The 13,406-nt window shown below is 60.6% G+C and carries 12 protein-coding genes; 11 read left to right on the forward strand and 1 reads right to left on the reverse strand.

Annotation, left to right across the window (positions count from 1 at the left end; genetic code table 11):
• The first annotated feature begins 81 nt into the window (after positions 1-81).
• From ACJO5Y_RS19575 to ACJO5Y_RS19620, 10 genes are all read left to right on the forward strand, one after another.
• Positions 82-534, forward strand: coding sequence for a MerR family transcriptional regulator (locus ACJO5Y_RS19575; RefSeq protein WP_406989651.1), 453 nt, complete (start codon positions 82-84; stop codon positions 532-534).
• Positions 531-3,140 carry a heavy metal translocating P-type ATPase gene (locus ACJO5Y_RS19580; RefSeq protein ID WP_406989525.1) on the forward strand — a complete coding sequence of 870 codons (2,610 nt, stop codon included), beginning with the start codon at positions 531-533 and terminating at the stop codon, positions 3,138-3,140. The genes ACJO5Y_RS19575 and ACJO5Y_RS19580 overlap by 4 nt, the downstream gene beginning before the upstream one ends.
• 129 nt (positions 3,141-3,269) lie before the next feature.
• Complete coding sequence (locus ACJO5Y_RS19585; protein WP_406989526.1) at positions 3,270-3,734, forward strand: DUF411 domain-containing protein; 465 nt, start codon at positions 3,270-3,272, stop codon at positions 3,732-3,734.
• Positions 3,735-3,869: 135 nt separating this feature from the next.
• Positions 3,870-5,867: a ribonuclease R family protein gene (locus ACJO5Y_RS19590; protein ID WP_406989527.1), complete on the forward strand. Its 1,998-nt coding sequence runs from the start codon at positions 3,870-3,872 to the stop codon at positions 5,865-5,867.
• Between the two features lie 65 nt (positions 5,868-5,932).
• A complete protein-coding gene (locus ACJO5Y_RS19595; protein ID WP_406989528.1) occupies positions 5,933-6,133 on the forward strand; it encodes a hypothetical protein in 201 nt (66 codons plus the stop codon).
• 280 nt (positions 6,134-6,413) lie between these two features.
• A complete protein-coding gene (locus ACJO5Y_RS19600) occupies positions 6,414-7,769 on the forward strand; it encodes a hypothetical protein (RefSeq protein WP_406989529.1) in 1,356 nt (451 codons plus the stop codon).
• Between the two features lie 69 nt (positions 7,770-7,838).
• Positions 7,839-8,480, forward strand: a complete 642-nt coding sequence (locus tag ACJO5Y_RS19605; RefSeq protein ID WP_406989530.1) for an LpoB-related protein — start codon at positions 7,839-7,841, stop codon at positions 8,478-8,480.
• Positions 8,464-9,690 (forward strand): COG3014 family protein, encoded by a 1,227-nt coding sequence (locus ACJO5Y_RS19610; RefSeq protein ID WP_406989531.1) that lies wholly within the window; start codon positions 8,464-8,466, stop codon positions 9,688-9,690. Before ACJO5Y_RS19605 ends, ACJO5Y_RS19610 begins: the two co-directional genes overlap by 17 nt.
• A gap of 19 nt (positions 9,691-9,709) precedes the next feature.
• The gene (locus tag ACJO5Y_RS19615) at positions 9,710-10,159 is read left to right on the forward strand and encodes a YcfL family putative periplasmic lipoprotein (protein WP_406989532.1); all 450 of its coding nucleotides are present in this window, start codon (positions 9,710-9,712) and stop codon (positions 10,157-10,159) included.
• The gene (locus ACJO5Y_RS19620) at positions 10,159-10,968 is read left to right on the forward strand and encodes a hypothetical protein (protein WP_406989533.1); all 810 of its coding nucleotides are present in this window, start codon (positions 10,159-10,161) and stop codon (positions 10,966-10,968) included. Before ACJO5Y_RS19615 ends, ACJO5Y_RS19620 begins: the two co-directional genes overlap by 1 nt.
• On the opposite strand, the gene yihG is transcribed toward ACJO5Y_RS19620, so the two are convergent.
• Entirely contained in the window at positions 10,962-11,894 is a 933-nt protein-coding gene (gene yihG / locus ACJO5Y_RS19625) for a 1-acylglycerol-3-phosphate O-acyltransferase, YihG family (RefSeq protein WP_406989534.1), read from the reverse strand. The two genes, ACJO5Y_RS19620 and yihG, sit on opposite strands and share 7 nt — an antisense overlap.
• A 348-nt stretch (positions 11,895-12,242) precedes the next feature.
• Between yihG and ACJO5Y_RS19630 the strand changes: the two genes are divergently transcribed.
• Positions 12,243-13,394 (forward strand): alpha/beta fold hydrolase, encoded by a 1,152-nt coding sequence (locus ACJO5Y_RS19630; protein ID WP_406989535.1) that lies wholly within the window; start codon positions 12,243-12,245, stop codon positions 13,392-13,394.
• Positions 13,395-13,406: the final 12 nt, after the last annotated feature.

Genomic DNA, 13,406 nt, shown 5'->3' on the forward strand with positions numbered 1-13,406 from the left:
AGTCGCTCCTGCCTCAACACTCCGCTTACTTCAGTCGTGGATTCCTTTGACCATTACTCATTTCGGGGTGAGAAACAGGCTATGAAAGTCAAAGACATTGCAGAGGCCGCCGGCGTCAATCCGGATACCGTGCGGTTCTACACCCGGGAAAACCTGTTGAAGCCGACCCGCAATCCGGACAACAACTACCAGCAGTTCGATGCCGAGGACCTGCGGCGGCTGCGGTTTGCCCGCAAGGCCCGGAAGCTGGGGTTTTCACTGCCGGAGATCCGGCAGATTCTGGATCAGGCGGACGATCATCATTCGCCGTGTCCGATGGTGCGGGACGTATTTCAGCAGCGGCTGGCTGAGGTGGAACGGGAGATTCGTGAGCTGCAGGAGCTGCGCAATCGGATGACCTCGGCGTTGGTGGCATGGCAGGACATGCCGGATGGTACGCCGGATGGCCACACCATTTGCCGGTTGATCGAACACTGGGAAGAGCCAACGCCCTCTGACGGGCAGGCGATCGGGTTGAGGAGTAACAACGAATGACGGACGCACCTGTGCTACAGACCATGCTCAGTATTTCCGGGGCCTCGTGTCAGAGCTGTGTAAAGAAGATCCGCACTGCCCTGGCACCGCTGACCGGCGACGGAGAGCTGGTGGAAGTGGACCTCGACAAACAGACGGTGGCCCTGCCGGGAGGCCTGGATGCCGCCGAGGCAGCGCGGATTGTGACGGAAACCGGTTACCCCGCGGAGCCTGTCGGGGAGGCATCAGAATCTGCCATTGGCTGCGCGGACACGGCTGAAGACGGCAATAACGACGGTGGCCAGACGGATCATCCATCCAGGGATGCCGCCGGGACAGTCGCCAAAGGCGTTCAGGCAGAACCGGCGGCCACCGCAAACGGGCAGATTCATCTGGCCGTGGCCGGCGCTACCTGCGCGTCCTGTGTTAATACCATCGAGAAAGCCTTGATGTCGGTGTCCGGCATCAGCCATGCCCATATGAATCTGGCGGACAACACCGCCACTGCCAGCGGCAAGGCCGATCCGGCGGCGCTGATCAAGGCAGTGGAAAGCGCCGGGTATGGCGCCCGTGTGATTGAAGACGAGGACGAGGCCGACGAACGTCGGCAGCAGGAGGATCACAAACAGTACAAGACCCTACTGGTCAAAATGGGCATCAGTCTGGGTCTGGGCGTGGCGCTGATGGTCTGGGGCATGGGCTTTGGCTCGATGATGGTGACCGCAGACAACCAGGTCACCTGGATCAACCTCGGCATTCTCACTCTGGGCGTCATGATCGCCACCGGCGGCCACTTCTTCGTGGGCGCCTGGAAAGCCCTCCGCCACCATAACGCCAACATGGACACGCTGATTGCCCTGGGTACCGGTACCGCCTGGCTCTATTCCATGGTGGTTGCCAGTGTCCCGGAGGCCTTGCCGGAAATGGCGCGCCATGTCTATTTTGAGGCCTCCGCGATGATCATCGGCCTGATCAATCTGGGCCAGGCCCTGGAATTGCGGGCCAAGGGCAAGACCTCCGAGGCGGTTCGTCGCCTGCTGGATTTGCGGGCAAAAACCGCGCGAGTGATTCGCGATGGCGAGGAACAGGACATTCCGGTGGAAGACGTCCGTAAAGGCGATCATATTCGCGTGCGGCCCGGTGAGAAGTTACCGGTGGACGGCGTTATCGCCGAAGGCAGCACCCGCATCGATGAAAGCATGCTCACCGGGGAACCCATGCCGGTCAGCAAAGGCGAAGGCGACGAAGTCTCCGCCGGCACCCTCAACACCCACGGCTCCATCATCTACGAAGCCACCCGCGTGGGCAGTGACACCGCCCTGGCCCAGATCATCAAGCTGGTGAAAAAGGCCCAGGGCTCGAAACCCGCTATTGGTCGCCTGGCGGACAAGATTTCATCGGTGTTCGTGCCCAGCGTGATGCTGATTGCCGTGGCCGCTGCCCTGGTCTGGTACAACCTCGGACCGGAACCTGCGGTGGTGCACATGATGGTGGCTGCAACCACAGTGCTGATCATTGCCTGCCCCTGTGCGCTGGGTCTGGCCACGCCGATGTCGGTGATGGTGGGCGTGGGCAAGGCCGCCGAATACGGCGCGTTGATTCGCCAGGGCGATGCCTTGCAGACCGCCGGCAAGGTGGACCTGGTGATTCTCGACAAGACCGGCACCATTACCGAGGGGCATCCGGCGGTCACGCGGGTATACGCGAGCGATGAAGATGAGCAACGCTTACTGGCGCTGGCGGCAGGCCTGGAACAGCATTCCGAACACCCGCTCGCCGAGGCCATCCTGGGCAAAGCGGAAGAGAACGGTGTGCAGCCCGAGAAAGTCACCGGCTTCGAGGCACTGAACGGCAAGGGGGTTCAGGGCGAGTTCGACGGCCAGCCCCTGCGCCTGGGCAACCGCCGCTGGCTGGAAGCCGAAGGCCTGTCCGTCGATGCTCTGGCTGACGCGGCCGCGACCATCACCGAGGAGGCTGGCACGCCGCTATTCCTGGCACTCGGCCAGGACGTGCTTGGTGTCATCGGCGTGGCGGATGCCATCAAGCCGGACTCCAAGGCCGCCATCCAGCGCCTGCACGATGCCGGTATCCGGGTAATGATGGTGACTGGAGATGTGGATGCCACCGCCAAAGCCATTTCCACCAAGGCAGGAATCGACGACTACCGCGCCGAAGTGCTTCCCGAAGACAAGGCCGATGTGGTCAGCACCATGCGTAGCAAGGGCTACACCGTGGCCATGGTGGGGGATGGCATCAACGACGCCCCGGCACTGGCGGCCGCCGATGTCGGCTTTGCCATCGGCACTGGTACCGACGTCGCCATTGAAAGCGCCGCCATCACCCTGATGCGCGGCTCCCTGCACGGCGTGCCCGATGCCATCGAGATATCCCGCGCCACCGTTCGGAACATCCATCAGAACCTGTTTGGCGCCTTTGTGTACAACTCCATGGGTATTCCGGTCGCCGCCGGCCTGCTCTACCCTGTGTGGGGCATACTGATGAGCCCGATCCTGGCCGGCGCCGCCATGTCGCTGTCGTCCGTAACCGTGGTCACGAATGCCAATCGCCTGCGGTTGTTCCGAACCAGCCAACAACCCGGCGACCACCAGCAAGAGGAGCGGAACTGATGGGCACACTTCTGGTCAATGCCGGAGGGTTGGTATTGATGGCGGCCATCGTCTGGTGGTTCTGGCTGTCACCTTCTTCCGCCGGCGCCGCCAACGACGATCACAGCCATCATCACTGAGGAAACAGACATGACTCTGCGTAAAAAAGCTCTCGGCCTCACCGCCGCCTTCGGACTCAGCGCCCTGGCCAGCAGCCCGTTGCTGGCCGCGGATGAAGCAGAAAGTATCCATGTGTACAAATCCCCCCACTGCGGCTGCTGCAGCGACTGGATCGACCACCTGGAAGATAACGGCTTCGACGTCACTGCCACCGACACCGACGACTTGGGAAAAATCAAAGCCGAGGCTGGCCTCCTTGCCGGACTGGGAAGCTGCCACACGGCGTTTGTCGGTGACTATGTGATCGAAGGCCACGTTCCGGCGGATGACATCAAACGCCTGCTGTCCGAAGCGCCCAAAGCAACTGGCCTGAGTGTTCCGGGCATGCCGGCCGGCTCACCGGGTATGGAAATGGGCGACCGGAAGGACCATTACAAAGTCATCATGTTTAACGAGGACGGCCAGACCCGGGTATTTTCAGAGCATAACCAGTAAGGGTATGACGGGCTTCCGGCGTCGGCTTGCCTGTCGCCCCGCGTGACCCGGGATTGAGCAAGAGGTCTGACGCGTCCGGTCATAACCGGTATACTCCGCCCCTGACATTCATTATTCGCCAGCCAGGTCCTGTTCATGCTCAATGCCGACGCCCTCAGCCAGTTGCGCCAGCTGAAAACCGACATCAAAGATAACAAGGTGGTCTTTCCCGGCACCGTCAAAGCCACCAACGGACGTTTCGGTTTCGTAGTGCTGGATGAGGGCCGTGACGTGTTCCTGCCGCCGGAGGAAATGCAGAAAGTGCTGCCCGGTGACCGCGTCAACGTCACCGAACAGGAAGGTGACAAGGGTAAAACCCAAGGCGTGGTGGACGAGCTGCTGGAAAGCAACCTGACCACCTTTGTCGGCCGTTACCTGATCAAGGGCAAGGGGCATTTCGTGGTACCGGAAACCCCGGGTATCAACCGCTGGATCTTCATTCCACCGAAAGAGCGGATGAACGCCGGGCAGGACGACTTCATTTACTGCCGCATCCACAAGCACCCCATCAAGGACGGCAAGGGCCAGGCCAAGATCCTGAAAGTGCTGGGCAAACCCGGCGACACCGGCATCGAGCGCGCGCTCACGCTGGCCACCTTCGATTTGCCAGATGCCTGGCCGGACCCGGTTCAGCAACAGGCGGACGCCCTCAGCGAGGCGACCATCGAGACACGTGCGGGTGATCGTGAGGACCGTACCGATCTGCCCTACGTCACCATCGACGGCCCCGGCACCCAGGACATGGACGATGCCCTGCTGGCCGAGCCCAACGCCACCGGCTGGAAGCTCTCCATCGCCATCGCCGACCCCACAGCGGTGATCGAGCCCGGCAGCGCGGCGGAATCCGAAGCCTTCCGGCGGGCAACCGCCATCTATTTCCCGGGCGAGCCGCTGCCAATGCTGCCGGACAGCCTCAGCACCCGGCTGTGCTCACTGATGCCTGAGGTGAACCGCCTGGCCCTGGTCTGCGATCTGCAGGTCAACAACGACGGCAGCCTGGGTGACTACAGCTTCCACAAGGCAATGATCCAGTCCAAGGGCAAGCTCAGCTATGAGCTGGTATCCAACCTGATCGAAGGCCGCGAGGACGACGACATCAAGGCCCTGCCGGACGCCGTTGCCAACAGCCTCGACCAACTGCACCAGGCCGCCACCGCCCTGCGCAAATGGCGCAGTGAGCACGCACTGCTGAGTGCTGACCGCCCCGAGTTCCGTCTGCGCCTGGACGAGAACAAGCGGGTGCGGCTGATCGAGCCGTCGGTACAGAACGAAGCCCACCGACTGGTGGAGGAATGCATGGTGGCGGCCAACCGCTGTGCCGCGGATTTCCTCAGTCAACAAGGCAAAGGGCTGTTTATTCAGCATCCGGGCCTGCGTGACGACCGCGCCGACAATGTCCGGGCGCTACTCGAAGGCTACGCCCCGGATCTGTCCGCGGTGGATGCCACCTCCGCCGAGGGCTTCCGGGAACTGATGAAACGCACGGAAAACCTGGACGCCGAAGTACCGGTCAAGGCCATCCTCTCCCGCCAGCTCGCGCGTGCGGAACTGGCATTCGAGGCAGCGCCTCACCAGGGCATGGGGCTGCCGGCCTACACGACCTTCACTTCGCCCCTGCGCAAGTTCAGCGACTTTTATGTACACCGGCTGATCAAGGCGGCGCTGTGGCAGGAGCCTCTGGGCGAACTCACGGACGAACAGCTTGCGGTACTGCAGGCCACCCAGATCAATGCCCGCCAGGCCGCCAACAACCTGGAAAGCTGGCTCAAGAGTGATTTCGCCAAATCCCTGGGTTCCGAGCCCATGACTGGCGTGATCAGCCGTACCGTGCCCGCCGGATTCTTCGTGCGCCTGGACGCCAACGGCCTTGAGGGCTTTGTCAGCTGCCGCACCCTGGATGGCAAATACAGCTTTGATCCCATCACCCTGCGCCTGATTCATAACAAGAACGGCCGCATTTTCCAGCTGGAACAGCCGGTCACCGTTACCTTCGCGGATGTGGACGAGGAACGGAAACAGATCAACTTCAAGCTGGTGAGCGCGGAAGAAATAGCAACGGACAAGGGCACAGACAGCGAAACCACCGGGGCTTGAAAAACCGGGGCGACGGGCGCATCGTAATTGGTAGGAGTTTATTGCACCGACGGAGGTGATCTCCCATGCCCATCAGCCCCGATGAGTTCCTGAAAAAGTACGGTTTCGACGAAGACGACGAGGAGCGGGACCACAGCCTGCGCCATAACGCCATGGAACACGCCAAGCACCTGCGCCGCCCCCATGCCGGCACGCCCCACGACTGGGAAGAATGGGAGCGTTACAAGCGGGAACATCCCGATGAGGTCGAAGACGATCAGGGCTGATCACTTCGACCCGACCCCGTTTTATTACCCGCGACAATCCCGCCCGCGCTCAGGTTTTACAAAGTTTGACGCTTGAGAGCACGTCTTTCTTTTCCCGATCTTTCGTAAAACTAACTTGATTTCAATTAGTTATATTTAATGGCATCCAGAACCCGGTTAGCCATATACCCTGTTTAGGGGATTCCGTAACCGCCAGCATGAAGTATCTGTAATGCAACAGGAGAACCGCGTCACAAAATTTGACGCGGTCCGGATACACAGCAACACAGCGGACGGAACGATGAGCAATAAGAAGTCACTACTCGGCGTTATCATACTTTCAACAACTCTCACTGGCTGCCTGGCGACAAACCCGGCCTATATGGGCGGCTCCATGGCAACCGTCAGTCAGGCGGAACTGCAATCCTCACCCCAATTTACCGATGAGGATCTGCAACAACGGCACCAAGCACTGCGCACCAGTTTCCAGCAATTCCGGGCGTCTCCGGACAGTTACTTTGATACCACTGATGCCATCGACTGCGAACTGAACACCGCCGGGCAATGGATGGTGACCCATGGCAAATCCGAGGCTGAAATCAAAGCCATACAGGCCCGCCACGGCGACCAGTTCGAGATGGAGCAAGACACCCGTATTGAGTCTGTGAAACTTCTCGAGGGCGAGTGCGTCGATGGCATGCCTGAGGGACCGTTCGTTGGCGTTGGCAGTTACACCCAGACCGTCACCACCGATGCCAGCAGTTCGACAAGCAAAGCAAAGGTGCGCACGGAAGGCACTGCCAACAGCGGGGAACTTGAGGGTGAAGCGCGTTTCCTGACCCGCCAGAATTCCGCCAGTTCCTATAACGGTCAGACAGTGAACGTCCAGACCCTGACAGCAACCTCCGGCGTCTTTAAAGCAGGTATCGAATCCGGCACCCACCTTATCCTGACCGCCAACCCGGCAGCCAACACCACCACGACCCTGGTTCGCAGGAACCAGCAAACCGCCATGGGACCACAAGCCCAGGTCGACACCTACATGGGCAGCCGGCTCACCAGCTCAACAAACATGCTGAATGATGTCACTCACGGCTGGATGACCAACTACCTGCTCCCCGAGGGCCAACGCAGAACCTGTTTCCAGTATGGCGAAATGATGGATGACGGCGCCTGTTCCGGCATGACCATGCCCGCTATCGCCGCTGAACCCATGTCCGATGACCTGCTGACCAAAATGGTGCGCCGCGACAATCAGGGGGAATTCATGAGCCCGTACACCTCCGATGGGGTTCTGGCGGAATGGGTCAATATCGGTACCAACGCCAGCATAGGCAGCACCGTTGGCTCCGGTGTCGGTGCGGCGGCCGGCAGCATGGTCGCGGATCAGGTACTGGACTCAGTCCCATTTGCCGGGCTGATTGGCGGCATCATCGGCTCCCAAATGGGTAAAGACGCCGGTCGCGAAGCCGCCATCTCCGCTTCCGGCGGCTGGGAAACCATCCGCGACTCTTCCGATATGAGCTTTGACTCCCTGCAGGACATGGCCGTGTACCTGACGCAGAAATACGGTCGAGAGCCAACTTATGGCGACGCCATGCAGGTGACCCTGCAGGTATACCCAGAACTCGAGGGCGCCCTGGCCTCAGCCTACTGATTATCACCGGCGGAGTGCCTGCTCCGCCGATCCCCTGATTTACGTGATTTACCTGACTGGAGTTTGTCTATGCGTTCCATTCCCCCATTAGCCAGGGCCGCAGGCCTGGCATTGTCCTTTTCACTGGCGGCGGGTTGCGCCAGCAATATTGATAACACCCGTGGCGAGGCGACGGTGTATGAAGATGCCTCCACCACCGGCAAGGTCGGCGGCGTTGGCATTGAAAGCCAGGACATTGTCGCGGTTACCGACGAAATGATGCGCGATATGCTGGCCAACCGGATGCTGGCGGGTCGTGATGTCCCGCCGCGCATCATCATTGATAACGAATACATGCGGAACGAAAGCTCATCGGTGGTCAACACCAACATGCTGACGGACCGCCTTCGCATCGAGCTCAACCGCGCCGCCAATGGCCGTATGATCTTCGTTGGTCGGGAATACGCCGGCATGGTCCAGAAAGAGCGCGACCTGAAACGGGACGGCGCCGTGGATGGCGGCACTATTCGCGAAACCGCCGCCCAGGCTGGAGCGGACTATCGGCTGGCGGGCCGGATCACCTCCCTGGACGCCTCGGACCGCAGTGATGGTACCCAGTCGCGCTACAGCCAGATCACCTTTGAAATGGTGGATATGGAGCTGGGCACCATCGTCTGGAGCGGGCTCTACGAAATGCGCAAGGCGGGACGTGACGATGTGGTTTACCGCTAAAAACCAACCGGCACTGCTGGCCAGCGCAATCCTGTCGATGTCGCTGGCGGGTTGCGCCACCGGTCCCAAGACCTACGATCGGGCGAGCCTCTCCAGCGAACAGGAACAGGTCGTTGCCGGCAAGCCCGCCGTGCTCCAGACGGACTTCCGCAACCTCTATGAGGAAGGCCGCCGCAACGAAGTACTGAACCTGATGGAGATCGGCCTCAAGGCGTACCGCGCCGGGCACCTGGATGAAGCCCAAAAAGCGCTGGATCGTGCACGGGTCAGCATCGAAAGCATCTACGCCGACGACGACGCGGCCCGCAAAGCCCGCAGCGTCTGGTATGAGGAAGCCGAGAAGGACTTCAAGGGCGAACCCTATGAGCGTTCCATGGTGTACCTCTATCTGGGCCTGACCTTTCTGGAAGAGGGAGACTACGGTAACGCCCGTGCCAGCTTCATTGGCGGGCTGCTGCAGGATGCCTTCGCCGAGGAGGAACAGAACAGCGCGGATTTCGCGGCGCTGATCTATCTGGCCGGCTGGGCTGCGATGCAGATGGAGAGCAACAAGCTGGCGGAAGAGCATTTCGAGGAGCTGAAGGCGTTTCGCCCGGACGCCCCCATTCCATCGGAAGAACATAACGCATTGCTGATTGTGGAAACCGGCCACTCCCCCCGCAAGCTGGGGGACGGTGTTGGCCACTATCAGCTTGTCTACCGTCGCGGCAAGAACTTCCCGGATTTTGGCGCCCAATGGCAGACCGATGGCGGCTGGGAAACGGTCTATCCCATGGAGGATATCTATTTCCAGGCCTCCACCCGGGGCGGTCGCGCCATTGACCGCATCGTGGAAGGCCAGGTCCAGTACAAGGAAACCACGCGGGACGTTGGCACCAACCTCAGCGCCGTCAGCCAGAACAACGTTCTGGCTGGCGCCAGTGCCGCAGCCGGTGGTGTGATCGGCGCCGGCTTCGCCGCCATCAGCCTGGTCAGCGTTGCGGCTCAGGGCATGTCCGCCTCCGCCAACGTGCGCGCCGATATCCGCTACTGGGAAGCCTTGCCGGACACCCTGCACATCATTCCGGTGACCGCAGAGCCCGGCCAGCAGGTGACGGTGCGGTTCCTGGACAAGAACGGCGAGCCCATCCCCGGCCTGACCGATACCACTGAATTCCACTTCGACGGTCATGGCCAGGGACTGGCGCTCGCCACGTCCCGGCGGCCCTGACAGGCAAAGGAGAAACCCCATGTTTCGAACACTGATTGCAATGACTGCCGCAACCACCCTGTTGGTGGCCGGCTGCACCTCCATGCCCAGTAGCTCCACAAAACTGGAAGGGCGCACCGCCCCGGTGGAATACAACACGGTGGTCTTTACCGACTACGACCTCAGCCGTAGCTGGAGCGAAGGCATTATGGGCAGCGGGGAAACCTATCGCCTGTCGGTGGAAAACCATGGCCGTCGCCGCACCGAAACCGGCACCACCGAAGTCTATGCCGTGTTGCGCAACCACACCGACTACGACTACCGCATTGAAGCCCGTACCCAGTTCTTTGACCAGGATGGCGTACCGGTGGACGCCAAACCCACCTGGCAGCGTTCCACCATTCCCGCCAACAGCGTGAGTGCCTATAAGACCCTGTCCACCAGCACCCAGCCGCTGAAGTACCGGGTAGAAGTCAGGGAGCTTGAGTGATGAGACGCATCCTGATTGCACTGCTAACCACCGGTTTGCTGCCATTGAATGTACAGGCAGCCAATGACCATGCGGCAGCGCCGATGAAGGCCTCCCCCCAGAAACCGCTGACCGAGGATGACCTGCGCAACGAGGCTAACGCCTCTCAACGTACCGAATCCGCCGAAGCCATCGTTCAGCGTTTCCGTAATGGTAAGGGAAGCGAGAATCCGCGTATGGCCATTTTCTGGAACCGGGCCTTCAACGACCAGGTCAGTGACTGGGCCAGTCAGCGCCGGGTTGTGGTCTCCGGCCAGGGCAGCCTGAAAGGCGAAATTCCCGATGGCGATGTCAGCCTTGAAGGTCAGTCCAAAGCCGCCGCCCAGGTAGAAACCCGCTCCGGGCGACGCAGCGCACCGCTGGCGCCGGCTTTTGATCTTCAGAGTGGCTTTGTGTCCCAGCTGACAAGGGCCGGTGTCACCGTAGTGGACCGCGACGCCATCATGCGAATCACCGACAATGCTCTGGAAAATGGCGAGTTCTCCCGCCTCTCGCCGGACCAGGCGCGGCTGGAAATGCGGGCGCTGGCCCAGCACGCGGACTACCTGATGGTGCTCAGCCAGGTGTCCGGCAACGAGTTCAACATTCGCATTCTCGACGTCCGTGACGGCTCGGTTCAGGCGATGGTAAGTTCCAACGGCGTTCCTCCGCAAACCGATGAGGATCGCCGTTGGATTGCTACGGACGGGGGCTTTGAGAAACGGGAACAGCAGGTGTCCCTGCGGGATGTCGGGCAGGAGCTTGCGCTACAGGCACTGGCTACCTACTGAGACTCGGATGAGGCTCCAATCGCCTGTCCGGCGGTGTGTCCCAGCATCGCGGACAGGCGCTGATCCTTCTCCCGCCACTGGTTCGCCAGCCAATCCTTCACGTTTCTGCGATGCTCCGCATCCGTTGAATAATCCCGCCCCTTCAGATGTTCCGGGATGGTCGCGGTGTGGATCTCCATTTTCACTTCCCCTACCCGACCACAGATGAAGTCCCAGAAGCTGGGCGCGCCACCCGGGTAGGCAATGGTGACGTCCACCAGGGTCTGGATGGAGTCGCCCATGGCGTCCAGCACGAAGGCAACGCCGCCGGCCTTGGGGGTGAGCAGGTGGGTGTAGGGGGATTTCTGCTTGTCGTGCTTGGCCTGGGTGAACCGTGTGCCCTCGACGAAGTTCATCACACTCACCGGGGTGTGGCGGAACTTTTCACAGGCCCTGCGGGTAGCCTTGAGATCTTCACCGCGCTTCTCGGGGTGCTTGATCAGGTATTCCCGGGTGTAGCGCTTCATAAACGGGAAATCCAGCCCCCACCACGCCAGACCAATCACCGGCACCCAGATCAGCTGCTGCTTCAGGAAGAATTTCAGAAACGGCGCGCGGCGATTGAACACCCGCTGCATGGCGAAGATATCGACCCAGCTCTGGTGGTTGCTGAGCACCAGGTACCAGCTTTCCCGCTGCAGATTTTCTGCGCCTTTCACCTCCCAGCGGGTGCCATGGGTCAGTTTCATCCAGCCGGTGTTGCAGGCCACCCAGGATTCGGAGATCCAGATGATGGCTCTGGTGCAGAGCACGCGGAAGCCCTGGTGGGGGATGACCAGTTTCAACAGCGCCGGTATGTAGAGCAATAGGCACCAGAACAGGGTGTTGATTCCCAGCAGGATGGAGCTGAGGACGCCGATAATGGGAGCAGGCAGGAAGCTGAGCATGGTGGTCCTGTTTTGGTTGTTGTTTCCAATGGGGTGCAATCATATCAATCAGAGTCGTGATTGGGCAGTGGCCTGAAGTGACCCGTTTGCCCTGACTATCTGACGGTTATGCCATAGCGTGAATCACTATCCCTGCACTATTCTTGCTCCAGCCTGCGGGCTATGGAGTCTGCGCAGGTAGGAGAGTCTTTTCCCAGACACGCCGTAAACCCATCCCTGGGGGCTCGGCATTGCCATCCTTGGCAATGCACGGTCTGGGAAAAGACTCTCCTACCCGCTCGGCCAACCTTTGTATTGCCCGCCCTGCATTCGTCATAATTCCGGGTCATTGCTTCTATGGACATTCCCATGCCAAACCTCTTCAAATCCGCGGCTGACAAAGCGTCGGGACTCACCCGGCAAACGGCGCTGTACGCCGGCAATGCCTTCGACCGGGTTTTCCGCGCCGCCAGTCTGGTGCAGGCGGGGCAAACGCCGTTTGAAACACTGTATACCGACGGGCTGGTCAGTCTGCGGTATTACCCGCCGCTGGCGGAGGATTTTATCGAGCTGGATGGTGAAACCATTGCGGTGGAGCGCACCGCCCACAAGACGCCGATTGTGATTGTGCCGCCACTGGCGGTGAATATGCTGATCTACGATCTGTTTCCCCAGCGCAGTCTGGTGCGTTTCCTGCGGGCGAAAGGGTTCGAGGTGTACCTGATCGACTGGGGCATCCCGACCCGCCAGCACAGTCACTACAATCTGCACACCTATGTCGCGGAGTTGCTGCCGGCCTATCTGAACCGGGTGCGGGAGCACAGTGGCGAGCAGGAGCTATCGCTGCATGGCTGGAGCATGGGCGGTATGTTCACTCTGTTCTACTCGGCCCTGAGCAAGGATCAGCATATTCGCAATGCGGTGGTTCTGGGTTTGCCCGTCGACAGTCATGCGTCCGGTCTGATGGGGCTGATGTACCAGCGTGTGGCGGATGTCGCGGATTTTGTGCGCAAGCGCACCGGTTTTCGCATCCACGATGTCAAACCCCACTGGTTTCACACACCGGGCTGGGCCAATACGATTGGTTTCAAGCTGACCAATCCGATTGGCAGTGTGATGGGGTACTGGGAGCTGATTGTGCGGCTGGGTGACCGGGAGTTTGTGAGTAACCACGCGACGACGTCGGCGTTTCTGGACCGGATGGTGGCATACCCGGGCGGGATTATTCAGGACACAGTAGTGCGGATCTGGATTGATAATCAGCTGTCGCAAGGAGAAATTCAGATTGGTGAAGATGTCGCCCGTCTGGAAAATGTGAATGCCAACTTACTGGCCATCGCCGGTCAGGAGGACACTCTGGCGACACCCGGTGCGGCCAAGCGGGTGATGGATCACGTCAGTTCAGCTGACAAGACGTTCCGGGTGGTGCCCGGGGGCCATATGGGGATTCTGGCGGGCAGCAAGGCGCCCGGAGAAAGCTGGCTGGAGCTGGCGGAGTGGCTGGCAGAGCGGTCTGACTAATCTGTCCTCAGT

Origin of the sequence: Marinobacter alkalisoli (genome assembly GCF_045449855.1) — a bacterium.
Taxonomy (GTDB): Bacteria; Pseudomonadota; Gammaproteobacteria; order Pseudomonadales; family Oleiphilaceae; genus Marinobacter.

What these genes read in the sequence shown, in the direction of transcription:
- ACJO5Y_RS19575 (WP_406989651.1), top strand. Translation starts at nt 82, where the DNA reads ATGAAAGTCAAAGACATTGCAGAGGCCGCCGGCGTCAATCCGGATACC.
- ACJO5Y_RS19580 (WP_406989525.1), top strand. Translation starts at nt 531, where the DNA reads ATGACGGACGCACCTGTGCTACAGACCATGCTCAGTATTTCCGGGGCC.
- ACJO5Y_RS19585 (WP_406989526.1), top strand. Translation starts at nt 3,270, where the DNA reads ATGACTCTGCGTAAAAAAGCTCTCGGCCTCACCGCCGCCTTCGGACTC.
- ACJO5Y_RS19590 (WP_406989527.1), top strand. Translation starts at nt 3,870, where the DNA reads ATGCTCAATGCCGACGCCCTCAGCCAGTTGCGCCAGCTGAAAACCGAC.
- ACJO5Y_RS19595 (WP_406989528.1), top strand. Translation starts at nt 5,933, where the DNA reads ATGCCCATCAGCCCCGATGAGTTCCTGAAAAAGTACGGTTTCGACGAA.
- ACJO5Y_RS19600 (WP_406989529.1), top strand. Translation starts at nt 6,414, where the DNA reads ATGAGCAATAAGAAGTCACTACTCGGCGTTATCATACTTTCAACAACT.
- ACJO5Y_RS19605 (WP_406989530.1), top strand. Translation starts at nt 7,839, where the DNA reads ATGCGTTCCATTCCCCCATTAGCCAGGGCCGCAGGCCTGGCATTGTCC.
- ACJO5Y_RS19610 (WP_406989531.1), top strand. Translation starts at nt 8,464, where the DNA reads ATGTGGTTTACCGCTAAAAACCAACCGGCACTGCTGGCCAGCGCAATC.
- ACJO5Y_RS19615 (WP_406989532.1), top strand. Translation starts at nt 9,710, where the DNA reads ATGTTTCGAACACTGATTGCAATGACTGCCGCAACCACCCTGTTGGTG.
- ACJO5Y_RS19620 (WP_406989533.1), top strand. Translation starts at nt 10,159, where the DNA reads ATGAGACGCATCCTGATTGCACTGCTAACCACCGGTTTGCTGCCATTG.
- yihG (WP_406989534.1), bottom strand. Translation starts at nt 11,894, where the DNA reads ATGCTCAGCTTCCTGCCTGCTCCCATTATCGGCGTCCTCAGCTCCATC.
- ACJO5Y_RS19630 (WP_406989535.1), top strand. Translation starts at nt 12,243, where the DNA reads ATGCCAAACCTCTTCAAATCCGCGGCTGACAAAGCGTCGGGACTCACC.